The sequence below is a fragment of the Siphonobacter sp. SORGH_AS_0500 genome, from assembly GCF_002838835.1.
Lineage (GTDB): Bacteria > Bacteroidota > Bacteroidia > Cytophagales > Spirosomataceae > Siphonobacter.
The window spans coordinates 102,039-126,095 of sequence record NZ_NHPP01000014.1; the positions used below are offsets into that span (position 1 = coordinate 102,039).

The 24,057-nt window shown below is 44.3% G+C and carries 17 protein-coding genes and 1 pseudogene; 13 read left to right on the plus strand and 5 right to left on the minus strand.

The annotated features are described in order from the left end of the window. Window positions 1-121: 121 nt before the first annotated feature. From BWI96_RS16175 to BWI96_RS16190, 4 genes and pseudogenes are all read right to left on the minus strand, one after another. A pseudogene (locus BWI96_RS16175) lies at window positions 122-1,375 on the minus strand (glycosyltransferase family 4 protein); the annotation flags it as partial. 98 nt (window positions 1,376-1,473) lie between these two features. Then, window positions 1,474-2,361, minus strand: a complete 888-nt coding sequence (locus BWI96_RS16180; RefSeq protein ID WP_106637584.1) for a glycosyltransferase — start codon at window positions 2,359-2,361, stop codon at window positions 1,474-1,476. A gap of 94 nt (window positions 2,362-2,455) precedes the next feature. After that, window positions 2,456-2,908: a TylF/MycF/NovP-related O-methyltransferase gene (locus tag BWI96_RS16185; RefSeq protein WP_106637585.1), complete on the minus strand. Its 453-nt coding sequence runs from the start codon at window positions 2,906-2,908 to the stop codon at window positions 2,456-2,458. Next, window positions 2,863-3,240: a hypothetical protein gene (locus BWI96_RS16190; protein WP_106637586.1), complete on the minus strand. Its 378-nt coding sequence runs from the start codon at window positions 3,238-3,240 to the stop codon at window positions 2,863-2,865. The genes BWI96_RS16185 and BWI96_RS16190 overlap by 46 nt, the downstream gene beginning before the upstream one ends. A 358-nt stretch (window positions 3,241-3,598) precedes the next feature. Here BWI96_RS16190 and BWI96_RS16195 point away from each other — a divergent pair, with 358 nt between their 5' ends. The 8 genes from BWI96_RS16195 (at window position 3,599) to BWI96_RS16235 (ending at window position 14,028) form a co-directional block, all read left to right on the plus strand. Next, window positions 3,599-4,540, plus strand: coding sequence for a glycosyltransferase family 2 protein (locus BWI96_RS16195; protein WP_106637587.1), 942 nt, complete (start codon window positions 3,599-3,601; stop codon window positions 4,538-4,540). Beyond that, window positions 4,533-5,480 carry a glycosyltransferase gene (locus BWI96_RS16200; RefSeq protein WP_106637588.1) on the plus strand — a complete coding sequence of 316 codons (948 nt, stop codon included), beginning with the start codon at window positions 4,533-4,535 and terminating at the stop codon, window positions 5,478-5,480. Before BWI96_RS16195 ends, BWI96_RS16200 begins: the two co-directional genes overlap by 8 nt. Before the next feature lie 292 nt (window positions 5,481-5,772). Further along, window positions 5,773-7,278, plus strand: a complete 1,506-nt coding sequence (locus BWI96_RS16205; protein WP_106637589.1) for an oligosaccharide flippase family protein — start codon at window positions 5,773-5,775, stop codon at window positions 7,276-7,278. A gap of 133 nt (window positions 7,279-7,411) precedes the next feature. Then, entirely contained in the window at window positions 7,412-9,733 is a 2,322-nt protein-coding gene (locus BWI96_RS16210; protein WP_369804194.1) for a TonB-dependent siderophore receptor, read from the plus strand. 231 nt (window positions 9,734-9,964) lie between these two features. Further along, window positions 9,965-11,434 carry a M1 family metallopeptidase gene (locus BWI96_RS16215; RefSeq protein ID WP_157830398.1) on the plus strand — a complete coding sequence of 490 codons (1,470 nt, stop codon included), beginning with the start codon at window positions 9,965-9,967 and terminating at the stop codon, window positions 11,432-11,434. Continuing rightward, window positions 11,419-11,865, plus strand: coding sequence for a hypothetical protein (locus BWI96_RS16220; protein ID WP_157830399.1), 447 nt, complete (start codon window positions 11,419-11,421; stop codon window positions 11,863-11,865). The genes BWI96_RS16215 and BWI96_RS16220 overlap by 16 nt, the downstream gene beginning before the upstream one ends. A 430-nt stretch (window positions 11,866-12,295) precedes the next feature. Further along, entirely contained in the window at window positions 12,296-12,652 is a 357-nt protein-coding gene (locus tag BWI96_RS16230) for a BlaI/MecI/CopY family transcriptional regulator (RefSeq protein ID WP_106637605.1), read from the plus strand. A gap of 11 nt (window positions 12,653-12,663) precedes the next feature. Then, complete coding sequence (locus tag BWI96_RS16235; protein WP_106637594.1) at window positions 12,664-14,028, plus strand: M56 family metallopeptidase; 1,365 nt, start codon at window positions 12,664-12,666, stop codon at window positions 14,026-14,028. 71 nt (window positions 14,029-14,099) lie between these two features. Here the strand turns inward: BWI96_RS16235 and htpG are convergent, their stop codons facing one another. Next, on the minus strand, window positions 14,100-15,914 hold the full coding sequence (gene htpG, locus BWI96_RS16240) for a molecular chaperone HtpG (RefSeq protein WP_106637595.1): 1,815 nt from the start codon (window positions 15,912-15,914) through the stop codon (window positions 14,100-14,102). Window positions 15,915-16,903: 989 nt separating this feature from the next. Here htpG and BWI96_RS16245 point away from each other — a divergent pair. The 5 genes from BWI96_RS16245 to nadE all read left to right on the plus strand — a co-directional run bounded on the left by BWI96_RS16245 (window position 16,904) and on the right by nadE (window position 23,995). After that, complete coding sequence (locus BWI96_RS16245) at window positions 16,904-17,806, plus strand: ROK family protein (RefSeq protein WP_106637596.1); 903 nt, start codon at window positions 16,904-16,906, stop codon at window positions 17,804-17,806. Between the two features lie 88 nt (window positions 17,807-17,894). Further along, window positions 17,895-18,533: a cysteine hydrolase gene (locus tag BWI96_RS16250; protein ID WP_106637597.1), complete on the plus strand. Its 639-nt coding sequence runs from the start codon at window positions 17,895-17,897 to the stop codon at window positions 18,531-18,533. A gap of 593 nt (window positions 18,534-19,126) precedes the next feature. Beyond that, the gene (locus BWI96_RS16255; RefSeq protein WP_157830400.1) at window positions 19,127-20,683 is read left to right on the plus strand and encodes a DUF6794 domain-containing protein; all 1,557 of its coding nucleotides are present in this window, start codon (window positions 19,127-19,129) and stop codon (window positions 20,681-20,683) included. Between the two features lie 416 nt (window positions 20,684-21,099). Further along, window positions 21,100-21,855, plus strand: coding sequence for a hypothetical protein (locus BWI96_RS16260; protein ID WP_106637599.1), 756 nt, complete (start codon window positions 21,100-21,102; stop codon window positions 21,853-21,855). 121 nt (window positions 21,856-21,976) lie between these two features. Then, window positions 21,977-23,995: an NAD(+) synthase gene (gene nadE, locus BWI96_RS16265; RefSeq protein ID WP_106637600.1), complete on the plus strand. Its 2,019-nt coding sequence runs from the start codon at window positions 21,977-21,979 to the stop codon at window positions 23,993-23,995. The last annotated feature ends 62 nt before the right edge of the window (window positions 23,996-24,057 follow it).

Genomic DNA, 24,057 nt, shown 5'->3' on the forward strand with positions numbered 1-24,057 from the left:
GGCTGGACGAAATAAAGTAGAGACGCGATCAATCGCGTCTGGGTAGAGACTGTTTAGGTCCCCATTCCAATGATCTCCATTCGCCAGCCAGACGCGATGAAGTCGCGTCTCTACATTTTTAGATGTTTATATAAGTCTTCATAACGCCGGGCAATGACAGGTTCCGCGTAATTTTCCAGTACCTTGGTTCGGGCGTTTTGCTGAAGTTGTTTCGCGTTGGGGGCGTAAAGGGTCTGATGCATCGCCCGCATGAGATCATCGGAAGAACGATAGTCAGCCAGAGCTCCATTAATGCCATCATCAATTAACTCTGGAATGCCACCAATGCGAAAACCTACCGAAGGGGTGCCGCAAGACATAGCTCCATGATGGTATAAGGCAGGTTTTCTTCCAGCGAAGGAATCACGAAAACGGAAGCTGCCGAATAGGCCCGGGCAATACGTTCAGGATCGGACAGGCGACCGAGATGATGCGACCGATAGGGCAGAGCAGGCAATCCCTGCGTTTGTCCAAAGATTAATAACTCAACCTGGTCTTTCGTTTCCGGGTACAGTGCCGCCATTTTTTCCAGAGCTTCCTTAAAGTAAGAAAAGCCCTTCATCGGAGCATCTACCCGCATGGCTGCGAAGAGAATGAGATGTTTATGTTGCGGGACGTTCAATTTCCAGCGAGCTTCTTTTTTGTCAATCGGTTTGAAAACGTCCGTATCAATGGGGTTCGGAATGCTGACTACGGTATGGTCTTTCAGTAAACTGCTTTGACGAGCCCGATCGGCGAGCCAGTCGCTACAGGCTACCATCGTTAACGCAGCCGGGTCCATCACTTTTTTCTTACGTTCCCAAATTTCGTGGGACAAGTCGATTTCGGAAGGGTATCGTAAAAATTTACAATTGCCACACGCTACCTGGTAATGATTACAGTCGCCGCTGTGATGACAACCGCCCGTGAAGGGCCACATGTCATGCATCGTCCAGACGATAGGTTTCTTTAAATCAGCTAGTTTCTGAAATGATTTGGTAGAAAGAAAACCATGATTAATCCAGTGTAAATGCAGAATATGAGCTTTTTGCACAAATGGATGATCGGTTACATCTTCTCCGAATAAGGCCGGGTCGAAAGCCCAGTGCTGCTCTTTAGATTTTTCGTATGCTTTCAGATATAATCGCTCGCCCGCAAAGCGGGTCAGGGCCTTTTTCTTTCCCCACCAGGAGTCATCATACGCTACTACTGCTTCGCTGGAAGTCTGTTTTTGCTGGACTAGAATCTGGGAAAATAAAGGAGTATACCGACTTAAGGCCTGCTGCAGACGGAGAGCTCCCATAGAAGCTCCGCCCATGTTATCAGAAGTACTAAAAAGCGTAACGGATGTAGGCATAACTCTCGTAGTTTTCAGTGGGTAGTTTTCAAATTGGACAAACGCTCATATCTAATGAAAGAGTAACTGAAAACGGTAAACAGGAAACTGAAAACTAATCAAATTCCGTATTTAAATCGATTAATAAGCTTTCGAATCAGGCTGAGGCGGAAGTGCCGGCGAAGGTTTTTATGAATGGCTTCGTCGGGAGAAACGGCCTTGGTCAGGCGGGTTAATCGTTCCACGCGTTGCACATCCCAGCGGTGCGTTCCTTTCCCAAAATTGGTGCCTGAGCCGTCCATACCTGTACTCTCCAGTTTTGAAAATCGCGGGTGCAGGTTATACGCCTGATGTTTGTAATGAGCGTAGGTCCAGCGGATGGCCCAGGAATTCAGATCGCCCACTTGCTGCTTCTTCAGCATGGGTAACAAATCTTCCCCGCCCCGCATAAATTCCCGTTGAGCGGGTTTGTTCTTCATGAATTCCGGGAAGTCCTTTACCTCCCAGTCTACCTTTTGCCAGCGATCGGGCCAGGTCCCCCAGCCGTATGAACAGCCTCGTGCGAGTAATAACACCTCGTGCGGATATTCGTCGGGAATGGTAATGGGATAGAGGTACCCCGAAACAGAAAAGACTCTTACGTCATTCCGGTAATATTGCAGCGATTCGTTCATGAATCGCAGGTAGTCCCGGGTGCAGAGCAGATCGTCTTCCATCACGATGATTTTATCATGCATGGACAAGACCTGCGTAACGCCCCGAATGATCGAAGCGGCCAGTCCTCGATTATTTTCACTGAAATTCAGTTCAATACTTCCAAACCCTCGAATGCTTTGGGCAAATTCCCGAACGGCCTTTACCTTTTCCTCATCTTCCGCCGTTCGAGGGCCGTCCGAAAAAATATACAGAGGACTAAACTCCGATTCAGGACAGCGAAGCAAACTTCGAACCGTTTGTCGGAGGTGTTCCGGACGATTGTAACAAAACAAAGCAATCGGTGCAAACATGATAGTTTCCAGTTTCCAGTCTTCAGTTTTCAGTTTGCCGTTAGTTTAAATTTTATCCTAACTGAAAACTGTAAACTAACCACTGAAAACTGTATTAAAATTGTTTAATCAAAATACCCTGTCCCGTGGGGGAGGTGAAAATGCTGTGACCTACCTTTTGGGCGAAAGCGTCGTGGCCGTGTTTCTGGGCTTCGCAAGTGGGGAATCCGTAATCATCGAAAATAACCACGGCTCCTTTGACCAGTTTGGGCCAGAAATATTCCAGTGCTGCGACTTCGGGAACGACAGCATTCATATCAATGGATAGAAAGCAGATCTGCTCGGTGTCGGCCTGGGGTAAGGTATCTGGAATAGCTCCTTTGATAATACGAACGTTGAAACCCTGAAAAGTCTGCTTGACCTGCTCGTATAAATTCTGACTTTTCTCGTAACCCATCGTATGGTTTCGCTTGATTTCGTAATCAGAACTGTACCGTGGGTCCAGGCCCTGAAAGGTATCCATCAGGTAATACCGCTTATCTGTTTTCTGGAAGTCGATGTATTCCATAATGGCCCGGTCGCAGAAACCACTGAATACGCCGCAGGCACAAAGTCGCCGGGGAGGTTTTTAACCTGATCTGCCGCCCAGCAAAGCATATAAATTCGCCACTCCATGCCGTTTTTAGGCACCAGCGAACCGCCGAGTTTGGTAACCCACTGGTAAGCTCTGGCGAAACGAGGGTCTTGCTTAAATTCTGTATTGACTTCGGTATAAAGCTTGTCCGTGGCGTAGTGAAACTTGTCTTTCTGGAGCAGGTGAAAATTCCACGGAGCCCGAACAAACTTCAGGTAAGGAATCCAGGATTCGGGGACAACTTTTGATAGAAAGGTTAATGCCATTTTTTGAGTTGACTGTTGACAGTGGGTAGTTTTCAGTTTATTACCGAAAATCCAAACTGACTTTTGACTGCAAAATTCATGTAAAATAACCACTTCATCAGGATTACTTTCGATTTCGTTCTTGAAAATGATGGAGGGTTAATGAATACTGAACGAAAATAGAAGGGTAGATGAAGCAGGTAACTGACTGATTACTAGTAAATAACAGCAAGACGAAATAGGTCAAAAACTCAAAACCCGAAACTCAAAACTCAAAACGTAACCCTCTAAACCACAATCGCTCCATTGAAAACTGAAAACCGGAAACAGAAAACTACCGAAGTGGCCTTACCTTCGTGGTCAAAAAAGTCCCTGATTTATGCCGAAACTTTCGGTTTGTATTCCTGCGTATAAAGAACCTGACTTGCTGGAAAAAGCACTGCGGGCACTGGAAACACAAACGTTTCGCGATTTTGAACTAATCCTGACGGACGACACCCCCGATGATTCCGTTCGGAAACTGGCGGAACTCTGGCAGGATCGATTACCCATTACCTACCAGTCGCACCGACCTTCACTAGGAACACCCGAAAACTGGAATGCGGGGCTGCGGTTGGCTCAGGGCGAGTATGTCCTCGTTCATCATCACGACGACTGGTTACTACGTCCCGATAGTCTGGCTTTATTCGTAAAAGCTCTCGACGATCAGCCGGAAGCCGTTTTTGCTTTCGCCAATACGGATATTCGCCGGTTGGAAACCGATGAACGCATTCGCCTCAATCGACCTTCAGAAAAGCAGTTAGAGGAACTTAAAACCGAGCCGGAAGTATTAATTACGGCAGATTTTGTTGGGGTGCCCAGTACCGTTATGTTCCGAAAATCAACGGGGATTTTCTTTGATTCTCAACTGAAATGGCTCGTTGATGTAGACTTTTACGTGCGTTGTCTGCGATACTGTCCGGTGGCGGCTTACATCCCTGAAGCGTTAGTGGGAGTCGCCATTCATGAAAAGCAGGTCACCGCTTCGGTTACCAAAAACAAGAACTTATTACTGTTTGAATACTTTACGGTAGCCGAAAAATTTGGTATTGACCTCCGTCGAGAACCCTATGCCGGAGCGTACGGTTACTGGTGCTGGCGACTGAAGGTCAAAACAGTGGATGAAATTAGAAAAGCGGGTTATGTGGGTCCATTACCGAAGGGCACCGAAGCGGTTATCCGAAGTTCCTGGAAGTACGGCATGCGTCATCGCTATATCAAACTGGTAATGTTCGTGAAGTATCGTATCCTGAAACTCAAACGAAAGGATTTACATGAATGAGTTACCCCTTTCGGTCGTCATCTGTACCTATAACCGGGCCGACCTGATTGGTCTGGCTTTGGAAGATCTAACAAAACAGACCCTGGAAACCAGTCAGTTTGAGATTATAGTCATTGATAATAACTCCAAAGATAATACCTCCGAAGTCGTTCGAATCTTTACGGAAAAGTATCCGCATATTCATTATTTTTTTGAAGGTAAACCCGGTCGTAGCATTGCCCGAAACCGGGGTTGGCGGGAAGCCAAAGGCACCTTTGTGGCTTATCTGGATGATGATATTCGGGTAGATCCCCAATGGGCGATGGCCATGTTAGGAGCTTTGCGACAACAGCCACAGCCCCTGGCCGTGGGGGGACTGGTAGAACCCTGGTACGCGGAAACGCCTCCCAAATGGTTCATTCCCGAATTTGAGTTACGGAGTTGGGGAGAAAAAGCGGGTTACATTCCGGCTCATCGAGCTCCGTTTGGTTTTGCCGGGGGTAACATGGGAATTGCCAGAAGCTTACTTGAAAAATACAAAGGTTTTCAGGAAGAACTAGGGGGTGGGGGCGATCATATGCCCCGTATGGGAGAAGAAACCGATTTGTTTTTCCGAATTTATAAAGATCATCAGGCCGAGGCCGACCGAATTTTCTGGTTTGAACCAGCGGCCCGCATTCAACACTGGACACCCGCCCGAAACTGGCAGGTGCCGTACCGAATGCAACGCAGTCACGCCAGCGGAGCTGCCAGGGCCTGGATGATGGGAGTAAAACCTTTTTCTGTGGGATATTGGCGGGTGATGGCTTTCGGAGTGAAATCAACGTTTCGCTTCATGCAGGCCTTGATTTCCAGTAAAAACCTCAGAAAAACGGAATGGATTAAATACCGACAAACGCTGGCGTACCTGAAAGGCTTTTCGGATGAAAGCATTCAGCATGGGAAAGATGGTTTGAAGTAGATGGAGAGTTTGAATGTTTGATTAGGGTTTGAAAAGCTTGAGGAAGAAATCAACCCCGGAGGGGTTGAATATGAATAGCCCCGGGCTGGATAGCCCCGGATGAAATCCGGGGGAAAGGGTGGATTGGGGATTATAAATCCCTTACAGATGGCTTTCGGATTACAAATCCGAAAGAGCAAATCGGAAATTTTATACATTCCCCGCAGATGGCTAATCAAACATTCAAACTCTCATACATCAGACAAAACTCAAACACCCTATAATCAAATAAAAAAATAAACAGCATTATACCTTGGGAATAGTTATTCGGCAGAGTTTGAAAGCCACGGGGGTAACCTATCTGGGCGTTGTGATCGGCACGCTCAATCAGATGGTCGTTGCCCTGTATTTTCTGGAAACCCAGGAAATCGGATTGACTCGTTCATTATTGAGTTTCAGTTTATTACTTTACGGCATTTTCACCTTCGGCGGCCCAGCCATCGCCGATCGATTCTTCAGTCATTTCCGAAATGAAGAATTAAAGCATAACGGTTTCCTAACCTTTCTGCTGGGGTATGCCGCCTTTTATTTCGTAGTCTTTATCGCGGTATTCCTGGCTGCCAAGCCCTGGTTTACTGATTTCTACGAAGACCAATCGCCGGAGTTAGTGAGGTACTATTACCTGTTGATTTGGCTGACGGGCTTTAACCTGTTACAGGGCATTCTGGAGGCGTACTGTCGCAATTTGCAACGCATTGCCATCCCTGCTTTTTTACGCGAAGTAGGACTGAAACTGGCCAATATGGCGGTGATTCTGCTGTATGGATTCAAGCTTGTGACGCTCGATCAGTTCGTGCAGTTGTTTGTATTTTCCAATGCTTTTGTAGGCATTGGTTTGCTGATTTATCTGCGATACATGGGCAAGCTCTATCTGGCCCCCATTTCCTGGAAACTGGTAAACCCGGTGATCGGTGAGATGATGAGATTCGGCTTTGTTGCCTCCATCGGAGCCATCGGAACGACCCTTTGTACCTACCTGGATATTCTATTAATTGGCTCCTATAAAGGCCAGAGTTGGGCCGGAATTTTTGCTACGGCCACCCTCATTGCCTCGCTCATTGAGATTCCAAAAAAATCATTAACGCAGATTGCAATTCCATTAGTAGCTCAGTCGCTGCGGGAGAAGAAGTACGAAACCGTTCAGCAAATGCACCAGAAAGTGGCTCTGCACCAGTTACTTGCGGGACTTTTTCTATTCATTGGTATCTGGTCAAACATTGATGATCTCTTCAAGATTTTACCCAAAGGAGCCGAATTTGCTTCGGGGACAACGGTCGTTTTTCTATTCCTGATTACTCGCCTGCTGGACATGGCGGGAGGGATGAGTAGCGAGATTATGGGTTATTCCCAGTATTACCGCGTTTCAACGGTTTTCGTACTGATTTTAGGGGGCTTAACCATCTGGACGAACCATCTGCTAATCCCTCGCTTCGGTATCAACGGCTCCGCGATGGCTACTACCATTACTATTCTGATTTACAGCACCATGCGGGCGGCTTTTGTTTATTGGAAATTTAAAATATTACCCTTCACGCAGCAAACACTGGGAGCGTTTGGCATTGGTTTGGTAACCTATCTCATTACCTGGGCCATTCCTGATTTTGGTGAATCTTTTCTTAGCCAGGTAATTAACATCGCTCTTCGCGGAACGGTGACCACCGTCGTTTTTGCTTCTCTGGTGGTAGGCTTACGTATTTCTCCAGAGATTAATGGAATCGTGGATAATGTGATCAAAAAGGTCAGGAAAACCAATCCTTAAGATAAGATTAAAAAAAGAAATAATTTATTTTTAATTAATCTAAATAGACTTAGATTTGCGGCCATTCTATGTTTGTTTCCCAATATTTAAAAATATGGCCGTGAGGTTTCTACACACTAGCTTTCTTCTTCTATTGAGCATCTGTGCCTTCGCTCAGAATGGCAAAATCACCGGACAGGTACTTACTTCCGATAACAAACCCGCTTTTAGTGTTACCGTAAGCCTGAAAGGTCGGGCCATTGGTGCCATGACGGATGAGCAGGGTAATTTCACTATTCCCAAAGTACGGGCTGGGAAATATACGCTTGTGGCTAGTTTCGTTGGGTTGAAATCCCAGGAGCAGGCTATTGAAGTGCTTGAAAATGAAACGACTACTGTTTCTTTCATGCTTCATGAATCATCTAATGAACTTCAGGAAGTAGTGGTCCGTTCGGCTCAGAATCCTTACCATAGCAATCAGGTTTCTTCGACCTTACGCATCAGTGAACCTATTCTGGAAGCTCCTCAGAACATTCAGGTGATTACGGGTAAAGTATTAGGTATTCAGCAAATTACAAGCCTAAGCGACGGGTTGATCCGTAACGTCAGCGGGGCCACTCGTCTGGAACACTGGGGAGATACCTATGCTCGGGTAAACATGCGTGGCTCACGGGCTTCGGCATTTCGGAATGGCATGAACATTACGTCTACCTGGGGACCTTTAACCGAAGACATGAGCTTCGTGGATCACATTGAATTTGTGAAAGGTCCTGCGGGATTTATGATGTCAAACGGCGAGCCTGCCGGTATGTACAACGTGGTAACCAAACGTCCCACCGGGGTAACTAAAGGCGAAGCGAGCCTGCTCTTGGGCAGTTATGATTTTTACCGGACCTCGCTGGATCTGGATGGAAAATTCTCGGATAAAGTGCTGTACCGTTTTAACGTCATGGGTCAGACTAAAAACTCCTTCCGTCCTTACGAGTATAACAACCGTTTCAGCATTGCCCCCGTTATCACGTATAAACTTGATGATAAAACTACTTTGACTACAGAGTACGTGTATCAGCACGCCAAAATGTCAAACGTAGGTAGTTATTATGTATTTGCGAAAGACGGCTATGCGGTATTACCCCGCAACTTTACACTATCTGATCCTGGGTTGGAACCTACCAACATTGATGATCATAACTTGACAGTCAATCTTCAGCATCAGCTGAATGATCGTTGGAAATTAACTGCTCAGGTAGCCTATTTCAATTATATGCAGAAGGGCAGCTCAATGTGGCCTGCTTATGGAGTAGGCGAACCTGATGCCGCTGGTAATATTATCCGTAGCGTTAGTCTTTGGGATGCTTCCAATGTTTCCAAATTCGGTCAGTTATTCCTGAATGGTGAAGAACAAACCGGAAAAGTTCACCACCGCATTCTGGCTGGTCTGGACTTGGGTAGCAAACAATACCTGGCCGACTGGAATCAGTCTCATAACCTGGATACATCGAAATCTTTTAATATCTACCGTCCTACTTACGGTTCGCCTGCGAATGGATATCCAAATTTTGATCGTTCAAAACCTCTGGCTGAACGGGCGGGAATTTACGGAACGCTTTCTCAGAGCTATACGGGGCTGTACTTACAGGACGAGTTAGGATTCTTCGAAAATCGTTTACGCCTGACCATTGCGGGTCGCTTTACTTATGCGAAAGACAACCAGTACAATACCATCACGTCTGATAAGAAAGTAACACCCCGGTTTGGGTTGAGTGGCTCAATTGATAAGAATACAAGCGTTTACGCATTGTATGATCAGACATTCCTTCCTCAAACGGGTATTCTCCGTAGTGGAGGTCGCATCAAACCCATTTCAGGTAATAACCTTGAAGTAGGTTTTAAACGTGACTGGTTTGGTGGTAAGTGGAATACAACGCTGGCGATTTATCGCATCCTGAAAAACAACCAACTTTCGCCCGATCCAAGCAATGCGGCTGGTCAAAACTTTGTGTTACAGTTAGGACAAACGCAGACCCAAGGCATTGAGTTTGACTTACGTGGTGAGATTGCTCCCGGTTTAAGCCTGATTGCCAACTATGCTTTAACGGATTCAAAAGTGACGAAAGAAACGTCGGACGCGAAAGTGGGTGATAAGATTCCAGGGTATGCCAAACACAACGCCAATGCATGGGTAACCTACAAAATTCAGAAAGGTGTACTGAAGGGCACGGGTTTCTCCGCGGGCTTCAATTATCAGGGAAATCGTACTACTTGGAACTGGTCAGCTACGAGTTATGGAGAATTACCTAATTATTTCAAGCTTGACGGCGGTATCTATTGGGAAAATGATCGCTTTAACGTAACCGCTAACGTCTTCAACGTTCTGGATACGTACTTGTATACGGGTGCAGCTTACGGGACTTATTATTACTGGCAGGCAGAGCCTGGCCGCAATTCGCGGATCGGTGTAACGTATAAGTTCTAGTTACTGGTTGTTAGGTATTAGAAAGGCTCTTGGGAAACCAGGAGCCTTTTCTTTTTCCGTTGTGAGCCTTGGTAACATAGAGTCTTTGTGCAAAAGAAAGAACTAAAGATCAGCTAAAACCGAGAGCCTTTGTAACAATAATTGAAAACGAAAAACGGAAAACTGAAAACTTGTAAACTATTAACTTACTTGTGTACATTAGGATCAGATTTTCACATTAAATCCTTCATCATGCGTTTATTGAGTAAAAAATCCGGCTTACTGACGGCGGCATTGCTGGCTTCTTTTGCGGGAATGAGTCAGAATATCCAGAACTTACCCGTACCTCTGGAAATTCAGAAAGCGTATTCCAATGAAACCCGGGCGACCAATGGCAAACCCGGTGCGAAATACTGGCAGAACCATTCCGATTATAAAATTCAGGTCGAACTCAACCCGGCTACGCGTCAGTTGAGCGGCACGGAACAGGTCGTTTACACTAACAACAGCCCTAACCGTTTGTCAAGCCTGGTAATCCGGTTATATCCTGACATTTTCAAGAAAGATGCCAACCGGGATGAGCGGGAAATTGATCCTTCCGATCTGAACGATGAAGGCGTAACGATTGAAAGCGTAACCGTTAATGGAAATGAAGTAAAGACCCAACGCAACGGAACAAATATGTTCGTAACGTTGAAAAGTGGTTTGGAAACGGGGCAGAAGTTAACGCTGGACGTGAAATGGAGTTACCTGATTCCAGCCAAAACGCATATCCGGGAAGGCTTATACTTTAAGTCTTCATACATGGTGGCGTACTGGTATCCCCAAATTGCCGTGTATGATGATATCGACGGCTGGGATAGACAGGATTATACCGGACAGAAAGAGTTTTATAACGATTTCAATAATTACGACGTGGACATTACCGTTCCGGCCAGTCATCTGGTGTGGGCTACGGGCGAATGGCAGAACCCTGAGAAAATTCTTTCTCCTGAAATTCTGGATCGTTACAAGGGCTCTCGTACTTCTGATCAGGTGGTGAGAATTGTCACTGCTGAGGACCGCGAAAAGGGTGGAATTACCATTGCAAAATCGGGTAAACATACCTATCACTTCAAAGCCGAACACGTTCCTGATTTCGTGTTTGCTTCTTCGGATACCTATCTCTGGGACGGTTCCAGTGCGGTTGCTGACAGTAAAACGGGCCGTCGCACGGCGGTAGCTGCGGTGTATCATCCGAGCAGCAAAGACTTTTACGATGTATGCCGTTATGCCAAACAGTGCGTTGAATACTTCTCTACATACCTGCCCGGTGTGCCTTTTCCTTACCCCAACGAAACCGTATTTAACGGATCGGGTGGAATGGAATTCCCAATGTTTGTGAATGATGGCTCGTATCCTCCGGCTTTTGCGGCTGAGGTAACGGCTCATGAGATTGCTCACACGTATTTCCCGTTTTACATGGGAATCAATGAGCGTAAATACGCCTGGATGGATGAAGGCTGGGCTCAGACCTTACCAAACTGGATGGAATTTCAGATTGACGGCATGCCGAAGAAGTTTATGCCTCAACAAACCAATGCCGCGTATTTTGATCAGTTTGCCGGAAAAGAGCAGGAGCAACCCATGATGGTTCCCACAAACCTGTTAACGGGAACGGCTTACACGTTTGCCACCTACATGCGTCCTTCGCAGGCGTATACCTTTTGCGGGATATGCTAGGGCAGGAGAAGTTCAAAGCAACGTTACAGGAGTATATGGCTCGCTGGAATGGCAAACACCCCATGCCTTATGATTTCTTCTTCTCTTTCAATGATGCGTTGAAAGAAGATTTGTCCTGGTATTGGAAGCCTTGGTTCTTCGAAAAGGGGTATCCTGATCTGGCTCTTTCAGAAGTAGCGATTGACAAAAAAGGCAAGGCCAAAATCGTAGTTACGCAAAAAGGCTCATTACCCATTCCGATTCGCCTGATTGTACTGTTTACGGATAACTCTACGGAGGAAATCAACGAAACGGCACGTTACTGGAAGAACGGAGCGAAGACTTTTGAAGTAGAAAAGAAATTCAGCAAGCCCATTCAGAAAATTACCCTGAGTGGCTTGATGATTCCTGACGTAAACCGCAAGGATAACGTTTGGGAAGCTGGGAAGTAACTCCATTGTTCATCAAAAGAAAGCCCCGACTGGAATTTCCAGTCGGGGCTTTCTTTTGGTTGGCAGTTTTTAGTTACTGCTTCATAGGGGAGTAACACACCCACTTCCTATGGTCATTCCGAATGCAGAGAGGAGCCTCACTTGGAAATGCAAACCCGCCGAAGCCCAAGAGCCCAACGGCAAACTCCGCTTCAACCGAGAGCAAATCCCGCTCTTCGTTCAGGAAGATAAAGAAAGAAAAGTGCTCGCCTGCGACGCAGACGAGCACTTTTCTTTCAACAAACAGCTAAACTCTTGTTTCCTATTACTTGACTTTTATTATTTAAAATTAAAAAATTAGTTATTAAACGTATTTATCAGTTGTATAATTGAAAAATACGTTTAATCTTTGTTGGGAAGTCAGGGAAATGAAAATATTAATACGAAACCGATGGAAGAATTAACCCGAACGGAAGAACGTGTGATGCAGGCGATTTGGGAGCTGAAGGAGCCTTTTTTTGTGAAAGATCTGGTGGAGCGGATGCCCGAAAAACCGCCGTATAATACCATCGCGTCAGTGGTGCGTATTCTGGAATCGAAAGGATTTCTGGGATACAAGGCGTACGGACGGACGTATGAATATTTCCCGAAAATCGCGAAAGCTGACTATCGAAAAAGCGGATTTCAGAAATTGCTGAGCGACTATTTCGATGGCTCGGCTATGGGATTATTGTCATTTATGGCGAAAGAGGAGCAGATTACGCCCGAACAAATCGAGCAATTACGGAAACTAATTGACGAAAACTAATCACTCAGGCCATGACTCATTTGCTGTATTCCTCCGTCATGCTGATTAGTTTTTATGCCGTGTACTGGTTCTGTTTGCGAACACTCACGTTTCATACGTACAATCGATTTTATCTGCTATTTGCCCTGATCGCCAGTATCGTGATTCCGGTTATGCCCGGAGTTCCGGTTGCCAGCGTAATCAACGATTCGTTCCTTTTGCCAATGGAACAAGTTGAACCTGAAACCTTTATGGGATTCACTACAGCTAAATGGCTCAAAACGGTGGGTTATGCATATGGAATAGGAGTGGGGTTGTTTCTGTTGCAGTTGCTGGGGGGAATCATCCGCGTATCCCTGCGAATACGCAACGCAAAGGCCATCCGCTGGAAGCAACTACACGTATTGCCGACCGGGTATACGACGGCTTCTTTCTTTCATTGGGTGTTTGTGGATGACTCTATAGTATCACCTAAAGAAAAGGAAATCGTACTCACGCATGAATACGAACATTTCCGTCGCTTGCATTCGCTGGATTTGCTGTTGGTGGAAATCGTTCGCTGCTTCTTGTGGTTTCACCCGGTCGTATACTGGTTACGTCGTTCGTTGATCCAGATTCATGAATACGAAGTAGATGCGTCGCTGGCTCATCAATACGGAGCCAAACCGTATGCTCAGGTTTTGCTCACCCTCGCCGTATCACAACAAGGAACGTTCACGCATTCTTTCGCCCGCCATCCCATTAAAAATCGTATCGAAACGCTTTTCCAAACTCCAAGTATTTCTATGAAAAAAACGCTGTTTTTACTCGCATTGCCCCTTACGGCGGTTAGCATGGCTTTGTTCGCCCAAGACGTACCGAAACCGCCGCCACCACCACCACCGACCCCACCAGCGGTTGCACCGCCTCCTCCGCCTCCGGTACCTACTAATATAGCAGAGCCAGCGGCTACCGTTTTACCACCGCCGCCACCACCACCGACTTCATCAGCGGTTGCACCGCCGCCTCCTCCTCCGCCACCGTATCCGCGGAAAAAAAACGGGAAGAAAACAAGAAGTCAACCAGCAAATACCAAGAAAAAACTCTTGATTCATGAGGTGACTTATGCGGAGTTTGAATCTTTTCTAAAAGCCATACGGACCCGCTCGGAGAAATCTTCTACGGAAAAAAAGGACATGATTCCGGACGATTTTTATACTAATCTGAAGACATACAGAAGCTCCCAAACTGCTGGAATAACAGGTGTAAGCTGGTTGCAGGCCGAACGTTTTTGCGAGTGGAAATCGGAGCAAACGAAGACAACGTTTCGATTACCAACGGAAAAGGAACGGCTTCAACTATTCTCGAATCCTATTGTGAAACAGACGAAAGGTTTCTGGTGTATATTTTTCGGGTAAGATTCCCGTATTAAAGAAAAGGCCTTCCCTTGTAGACAAGGGAAGGCCTTTTCTTTAATACGGAATAGCCATTACAAACCATTCACCGTCCGTTTGATAAATTCCGTTAAAGCAGGGCCGCTTAACAGACCTTGAGATAAAAGAGCTAAATCAACCAATTGTTTCGCCAAAGCCTGATCGTTTGAATCTTTCACGCGGGAAATCGCGGGGTGATTCGCATTAATTAGTAGGTTATAAGTCACCGGCATTGACCCAAAGAAGGAGGGTTGGCCTCCCGCTTTCGACATGTCGTTCATGCGACGCATGAACTCGTTTTGCGTGATTACCACGGGTAACTCATCGGTGCTTAGAGGCTGAATCTCTACGCTGTAACCGGCACCGGCTACTCCCTCGAAGGTGGCCTTTAAAGTCTCTTTCTCTTCTTCTGTCAGAATGCTTTCAATGGTTACACCCTTGTCAATCAACTTGTCAAGACTATCGGCATCCACTCGCTTGAAGGTAGTTTTTTCCAGCTTCTGCTCCAGTTTACCAATGAAGTGCGGATCAATTACACCATCCAGCTTCAGGACATTATATCCACGGGCCATCGCTGTCTGGATGTAAGAATCCTGTTTGCCGGTATCGGTGGTGTATAACCAAACCAGATTGTCGTCTTTATCTTTCTGGGTTTCTTCCGTTTTCTCTTTGTATTCTTCGAGCGTGTAGAACGTATCTCCAGTGCTTTCCAGCAGAACGAAATCTTTCGCTTTATCGTAGAATTTATCTTCCGAGATCATCCCGTACTTCACGAACACACCAATGTCGCCGAATTTCTCTTCGTACCCGTGGCGGTCATTGTTGAATAGCTCGGACAATTTGTCGGCTACCTTACGAGTAATATAGCCGTTGATTTTCTTCACGTTCGAATCGGCCTGAAGGAAGCTACGGCTTACGTTCAGCGGAATATCGGGAGAGTCAATCACGCCGTGCAGTAACATCAGGAAATCGGGCACTACGTCTTTTACTTCATCCGTAATAAACACCTGACGGCTGTAAAGCTGAATTTTTTCCCGACTCAGTTGCAGCTCATTCTTGATTTTGGGGAAGTAGAGAATACCCGTCAGATTGAAGGGATAATCTACATTCAGGTGAATCCAGAAGAGGGGTTTTTCTGAGAAAGGATACAGCGTTTCGTAGAATTTCAGGTAATCTTCATCCACCAGCTCATTCGGATTTTTCGTCCAGATGGGTTCGGTTTCGTTGATTACTTTATCCTCAAAAGAAACAGGGATGGGCAGGAATTTACCGTATTTCTCTAAAATCGTACGGATGCGGGCAGGCTCTAAAAACTCCTGAGAATCCTCGGTAATGTGAAGAATAATGTCCGTTCCACGGTCAGCTTTATCGGCAGCGGTAATCTCAAATTCCGTTGAACCATCACAGATCCAGCGAGCGGCGGGAGCATCCTGATAAGACTTGGTAATAATCTCCACCTGAGAAGCTACCATGAATGCCGAGTAGAAGCCCAGACCAAACTGTCCGATGATAGCTCCACGCTCAACCCCCTGATCTTTATATTTCTCTACGAATTCAAGAGCCCCTGAAAAGGCAATCTGATTGATGTATTTCTTGATTTCATCAGCCGTCATCCCTAAACCTTTGTCGCTGATGGTCAATGTTTTTGCCTCTGGGTCGATGGAAACTTTGATCGTTAGATCACCTAACTCTCCACCGTATTCGCCCATCGAAGCCAGGCGTTTGATTTTCTGAGTAGCATCAACGGCATTAGAAACCAATTCGCGAAGAAAAATCTCGTGGTCGGAATACAGAAATTTCTTAATAATTGGAAAGATATTCTCGGTATGAATCGAAATGTTTCCCTTTTCGTGAAAAGTTGTCGTTTCCATTGAGTTGTAAATAAGATTAAATAATATATGAATAGATGCCCGAAGAAAGACAAAGGCTGTTCCAAAAGTATAAAGGTGTCATAATGACAGTTTGAGTAGCCGACAAGCATAAATGACACAAAAAAGGCTTAGTTTCGGTCGAGTGGAGGTTTTTATCAACTTATAGTTAATATTGCAGGAAGTTGAGGTAAAAAATAATTACATTTTGGTATAAAAAGAAGGTAAAATTGCATAATTATTACTTGTCCTACTTGCCTCACAAAAGAAGAATCATAACCTATTTGAATACACGGCACTTCGGTGCCGTTATTTTTTTGTTATTAATTCGTTCTGGTTTTAGCATTTTATCCACTTTCCCTATTAAAACTTAGCCGCTATTTTAAAGTAGATCATCGAATTATCGCTATGACTCCCTCGAAAAAATAATATAAATATCTAAAGAATAAGTAGATATAATTTTATTATTTGTATTGATATATGATATTTTTTATCAATATTTGACTGTATTATTGATGTATGATGAAATAAAAATCAATTTTTACAAAACCCTAGCTACCTAAAATTCGTTTATACAAGCGATCAGTAACTTATTAACCGGAATTGACAAGGTGGTAGTAAAATTGTACTTTTGCAATATCATACAGCCCAAATGAAACGTTAGTATTTCAGCCTTCACAAAAAACATAACCCAAGATTATGAAAACTCCAGTACAGTCTAAATCATTAGCCCCAACGGATTATTTGATCGCTGTTATTTTGATTATTGGCTTGTTATTCACGGTGTTCTCTTTTAGCCAGATTCACTGATACTCGTTCGGCATTTCTTTAGAAAATTTTCTATTTAGAAATAGTATGCATCGGCAGAACCTGCTTCAGGCAGGCTCTGCCGATTTATTTTTAGGGGTAATGACTACTTTACTCTTTTAAACTTGCTAGCCCAGCGAAAAGCCATTTTATTCGTGGCAGCATAACTAAACTTTACATTACAAGTGAATAATCTTTGGGGCATTGACTTAGGCGGGACGAAAATTGAGTGTGCTGTATTAGACGCCAACAATATTACTAATGTGCGGGTTCGCCGCCGCGTTCCTACCGAAGCAGATAAAGGCTATAAACATATTCTCAGCCAGATTGAAAAACTGGTGAAAATGGTTACGGAAGAGTTGGGTGAAGGTCCGCAAAAGATTGGTTTCGCTACCCCCGGAACGCTTGATCCGGTTACACAAACCATGCGTGGGTGTAATACCGTAGTAATGAACGATCAGCCCATGCAAAAAGACCTGGAAGCTCTTCTGGGTATTCCCTGCATGATTGCCAACGATGCGAACTGTTTTGCTTTGGCCGAAGCCGTTTTAGGAGCTGCTCCTAAAGTGCATGAGAATCCACAGGTGGTTTTTGGAATTATCATGGGGACTGGCGTCGGCGGAGGCGTGGTTATCAATGGCAAAGTATGGGGTGGTCGTCAGGGCATTGGTGGCGAATGGGGGCATATCTTTCTGGATAACTCCGGTGGCCCCTGTTACTGCGGTAATCATGGTTGCGTAGAAACCGTATTGTCCGGTCCTTCACTGCAACGCTTTTATAAAGAAGAAAGTGGTTCGTCTTTAAGTATGCCCGACATTCTGGCTCGTTACCAGGACGGTTCGGACCCCCTAGCAACGGCAACGGTAGAACGAATGCTGAACATGTTTGGAAAAGCAATTTCAATCATCACCAACCTGCTCGATCCTGATGTCATTGTGATTGGTGGCGGGGTTTCTAACATTGATCTGCTGTACACCGAAGGTGTAGAGCGGGCCAGAAAGCACGTGTTCACGCCTAAACCTGACTTACTAATCGTGAAAAATGAGCTAGGAGACAGTGCGGGTGTGTTTGGAGCTGCGTTGTTATAATTTCAGAAACCATTCGCCGGATCGGAAAGTTTTAACAGGGTAAGGTTACGTACGAAACTAGCAATAGAATCTTTAAACCAATACAGCCATGCAACTTTCAGCAGAACGGACGGCACTCGTCCTCATTGAATTTCAGAACGATTTTACAACCGAAGGTGGCGTATTTCACGGAGGCGTAAAGGCCGTAATGGACTCAACGCAGATGTTACCCAATACGATTGAATTGGTGAAGCAGGCTCGCGAAGCAGGTATTCAGATCGTACACGTACCCATTGCTTTTACGGACGATTACCACGAATTAACGCCGAATCCGTATGGAATTCTGAAGGGAGTGAAAGACGCCGGAGCATTTAAGAAAGGTACTTGGGGAGCGGAGATCGTTTCAGATTTGCATCCACATCCCGAAGATATCGTGATTGAAGGCAAACGGGGATTATGTGGTTTTGCCAGCACGAATCTTGATTTTATTCTGCGGAGCCGGGGTTTTCAGAATATTGCACTCGCCGGATTTTTGACAAACTGCTGCGTAGAATCATCCATGCGTACGGCTTATGAAAAAGGATACAATGTCATTACGCTAACCGATTGTTGTGCGACGCTAAGTCAGGAAGAGCACGATAATGCCCTGGCGAAAGACTTCCCGATGTTCAGTCAGCCTATGACGCATCAGGAGTTTCTGTCCTCGGTCGGAACCGAAATAGAACTAGCAGGTAAGGCTTACGAATAAACAAAAAACGACTCAGGAAACTGAGTCGTTTTTTGTTTAGATACGATCTTCAAAGGTATTGAGTTTAGCTAAGTAACATAATTTAGGTAGTGCTGTAAAAATTTAAGTCTTTCAAATCACGGGAATCTAAATTTTTAAACTAAAAAATCTATTTGTGAAGAAAAACCGAAGACATAAGATATATTTTTTAAATTACACATGATGGGATAATTTCAGGATTGACTTGTGATAAGGAATTGCTGACTTTGATTATTTACTGTAAGTATTTAGCCGAACAAATTAACAAGTCTTTCGATAAGTTTTTTGTTGAATTTACTCAAATTGACGAATTGTTTTTATCGACATGGCCAAGTTTATTTGATTTACCTGCACAGACATTTACAGAACTAGCCGACATTTGTTAAAGCGGGACTTGAAATACTCTCGGCTGATATCGAAGAAGGAAAAGTGATAATTGCTTACAATCAACACGATACAAAATTTGATTATTTTAGTGGAAAATTGACAATAAGATAATAAAAGTGTTCGACCAAAATAAAAAAATGATAATTAACGAGTTGAATATAATATGTAAAAGCTATGGGGACGGACGAATGAAGCAAGAAATAAAATATGCCTATAACACAGGTTTTACGTCAGGTAGGGTGACGTGTAAACTTGGAGCTTTATACTCCTATCAACAATTGGGCTTAACTTTATCTGACGGTTTTCAAAGTCCCGCCTTCACTAATCCCTGTTTGTTAGCATCCGTATTAAGAATGGTAACACCTTACAAAATATTAACACTTTTTTTGTGGCTTATAACTTTTAAACAAGTTACTGCCCAGACAACTTATTCCATATGTTACATTCACACTATAAAATCACAGAATAATAAATTCTTTTTAGAAACTATTCCTTTTGATAATATTGAGCAAACATCAACAGGAATAACATCTGTTTTTAGTTATGATTCAACCAAAATTTACGAAGTTGATAGACATTTTGAGCTATCAGACAATAGAAGAGAAATATTCTTGAGTAATAATGGGAAAACCATTGCTTACGTAATAGATAGAGAATTTAAATGGGATGGATTCCAAAATAAAAGTATTGAGATATACAAAAATGGCCACTCTGTAAAACAATTCCAGTTGACTGACCTAATTGATTGTAATTCTGAAAACGAAGATTGTTATTTGTTTTACAAAGAATCGATTGATACAGTTTTTTGGGAGAATGGCAAAAGAAAAATAACATTTAAAGAAGATGTATCTGACTTCGAAAAGAAATTAACTGAAAAGGCAACATATTTAAATAATGACACGCTATATATTTTTACCAAAACATCTAAGCTAATTGCTATTGACTTGAATACAATAAATTTAAGTTCAATGTTACTTACAGAAATTGATCCAGAAAAGTTTAAGGAAATAAGGCCTACTCAATCGCATATAAAGAAGTTTAAAACATCTTCATTGTATGGTCTGCCAGATCTTTCAAGCGGCTTGACATTCGAGAAGGGTCTAGCTAGAAATCTGGGAATGGTAGTCTTTCCCGAAGAAAAAAAAGATTCATATGAATTGAAAAAATATTCTATTAAAGTTCAAATTATTGTTGATAAGTATGGTAATGCTGCTCTCGATAAAATTGAAAACTATAACGCACTTCCCGAAGACAAAATCAAAACATTCATTGAATCCCAAAAATTTGCAATAAATTCAATACCTCAAGAGGTTGGAAAATGGAGATTTGAGGGCTGGATTGCTTTAATGAATAAAAATAAAAAAGAAGCAAAAAAAGAAAAGAGACAAGAAATTGTCAAAGAGAAGGAAGTATACAAAAAACGAATTATTACTGATTCTATTAATGGACGTTATATTCCTAAAAATATTGAAGAATGCTTTTTAGAGCTTAATAAAATTTTAAAACCAAAAGATATAGAAGCAATTAAAAATCTAAAAGACCGAAGTGAGACGATTTTATACCATCATGGATTTGGGACTTGGCTAAGGAATAATTGGGGACTTTGGGGAGGTTCTAGACTTCAACAATATCTAATAAAGAAAGGAATTGATCATCCCGATTCAATGTCGTCAATAATACTTGAATATTATTATGACTGGCTTAACGGGCAGAATGATAAATGGAAGGAATTTGAAGCTAAATAGAAAAAACTCTGCTGCCCACGAAAAAAAGGCTATCATCTATGCGGAGTAAGAGTAGCAATAAGCGAGTAAAACGAAAAAACAAACAAGCCATTCCTGTTTCCGATGCCAGCTTTTCCGCTGGCATCATTAATTAGGGGAGATCAAACAAGAACAGGGTAAGCCCTTAATAACGCTGGTGCGAGATTCCATTTCTTCAAAAGGACCGGTTCCTACCTGTCATTAGATCCCAATAGCCCCGTTCGTTCGCATTTCCAATGTTAGGCGTTACGGACGAACGCTTTAGATATCCTCACTCTTTTTGAATGTCAAACGGTATACCGACCCTTTTTCTCAAGATTTTATAATATGATAATAGATAAAAGATAAGGAATACGCAGAAACCCTTTCCTTTGTAATCCGTCAACTATTGCCCAATTATGAAACGCCACTGGATTACTTTTCTTTTTGCTCTGGGAAGCAACCTGGTTTTTGCTCAAACCAATTTCAAATTTCGTCCCGCAGCCCATTCGCACAACGACTACGAACAGCAAAAACCCTTTGAAAAGGCTTATTCGCTGGGCTTTGGCTCCATCGAAGCCGATGTTTACGTACATAATGGCGAGTTAATGGTGGCTCATAACCGGGAAGACATCAAGCCTGAACGGACATTCCGGAAAATGTATCTGCTGCCTTTGCTGGTTAATCTGCGTCAGCATGAAGGGTATCCGTATCCTGGTCATCATAAGGTTCAGGTACTGATTGATCTGAAAGATGCGGAGGCCATTGATTTGTTGCAGAAAATGCTCAAGGACCACAAAATGGAGTTGCAGAAAGTGGACTTCGTGCTGAGTGGAAATATGCCTAAGCCCGAGGATTTTAATACATACGATAAAATCCTGTCTTTCGATGGTCGTCGGAATATTACCTATTCGGCTGAAAACCGAGCTCGCGTTCCATTGATTAGTGCTGATTTCAAGGAATTTAGCTCAGCTGGATGGGATGGTACTACGCCCTTATCCACGGAAGTGGAAAATAAAATCAAAACCTTCGTCACGCAAGCTCACCAGAACAATCAGAAAACCCGGATTTGGGGAACACCCAATACGGTTCTGGCTTATCAGACGCTCCAACGCCTCGGTCTGGACTACATCGGTTCGGATGATCTGGACAAATTGGCGGAGATTTTGAATTAACCACCGTTTTTTAGCAGACACCCGTATATTCGCTTTCCTGGTTTAACTTTTTAGGAACTCGAATATGGTGACATAAGTGGCATCCCTTTCGAGTGGATGCCATTTTCTTAAAACATTGGGTATGAAGCTAATAAAACTGGCCGCTGGCGTTGTTAATACCACTCCTCTCGATTGGAAAGGAAATCTTGCCAACATTCTGACTTGCATCGACGAGGCTAGGAATCAGGATGTTACTCTTCTTTGCTTACCTGAATTGTGTCTGAGTGGCTACGGCTGTGAGGATATGTTTTACGCTCCCTACGTTGCGGAAACAGCCCTGAGTATGCTCGATGAAATTGTGCCTTATACATCGGATCTGGCCGTTTCCGTAGGTATGCCGCTCATGCTGAACAATAAAGTTTATAACGCTTCCTGTTTCATTGTGAATCGGCAGATTCGGGGTTTTGCTCTGAAGAAAAATCTGGCTAATAATGGCATTCATTACGAAACCCGGTGGTTTCATGCCTGGGCTTCGGGCGAACGAACGAATGTAAAAATCAATGGAATCGATTATCCCGTTGGTGATTTACTTTTCGAAGTAGCGGGCGTTAAAATTGGTTTTGAAATCTGTGAAGATGCCTGGATCGCCAATCGTCCCGGTCGGGAATTGTACGCTCGCGGCGTGGATATCATTCTGAATCCTTCGGCTAGCCACTTTAGCTTCTTCAAAAGCCAAACGCGGGAACGCTTCGTGCAGGATGGCAGTCGTTCTTTTGGGTGCGTGTATGTGTATACGAACCTGTTAGGTAACGAAGCGGGCCGGGCCATTTACGACGGCGATGCGATGATTGCCCAGTCGGGCGAAATGCTGGCTTCGGGAACCCGCTTTAGCTATACGGATCATTACATGGTAACGGCCACGGTTGATCTGGAGAAAGGTCGGCTGGAACAAACGCAGAATCGGGCGGTTTTCAGTAAAGCGGGCGATGCTTTAACCGTTTCCGTTCCTTTCCAGTGGCCTGATATTCGTCCGGCTCGTAACCAGTATTTGCTGGAGGACTGGGAGGCCAAGGGCTATCAGAAAGAAGAAGAATTTGCCCGGGCTGTTTCACTGGCTTTGTTTGATTACCTGCGGAAGAGCCGCTCGCAGGGCTTCGTCGTTTCGTTGTCAGGCGGAGCCGATTCTTCGGCCTGTGCCGCTCTGGTCTATCTGATGGTGGAGCTGGGGATTGAAAGCATTGGGCTGGATAAATTCAAAGAGCGGCTGGGATACATCACTAAAATTCAGGACGCAACCACGACCAAAGAGATCGTTCACGAATTGTTATACTGCATCTGGCAGGGAACGGAAAACTCGTCGAAGGAAACGAAACATTCCGCGACCTCACTGGCCGAAGATATTAATGCCCGGTTTTTCGATGTAAATATTAACGGACTGGTGGAAACCTACAAAGGTCTGATCGAAGAAGGACTGGAACGGAAGTTAAGCTGGGACACGGATGACATCGCTCTGCAAAACATTCAGGCTCGGGTGAGGGCTCCAAGTGCCTGGTTGTTAACCAACGTTTATAACTGTCTGTTACTTTCCACGTCCAATCGTTCGGAAGCTTCGGTAGGCTATGCTACGATGGATGGAGACACGGCAGGTAGTATCTCTCCACTGGCCGGAATCGATAAAACCTATTTGCGGAAATGGTTACTATGGCTTGAAAAGGTGGGCTTGGGCGGAACGTTGAGAGTACCGGGGTTGAATGCCATGAATAACCTTCAACCTACGGCTGAACTCCGCCCCGCTGATCGCAAGCAAACCGATGAAGCCGATTTGATGCCCTATGAAGTATTGAATGCGATTGAAACCTACGGCTTCCGCGACAAACAGGCACCCAAAGAAGTATTGAAAAAACTGGAGCTGGATTTTGAAGGCGTTTATACCCGTGAAGAGCTAGCAGGCTGGACCGAACGCTTTTTCCGGTTATGGAGCCGAAATCAATGGAAACGCGAACGGTATGCTCCGAGTTTCCACATTGATGACCGAAATCTGGACCCCAGAACCTGGTTACGCTTTCCGATCTTATCGGGCGGGTTTGAAAAAGAACTGGCTGAATTGCGAGAAGAAGCCAATGCTCCTGCGGGTCGCCGAAGGATTGGATTTGGTAACTAATCGTTTCCCTGATTATTCAACATCTTTAAAGGCAACGGGCCCCGGTTTAAACCGGGGGCCCG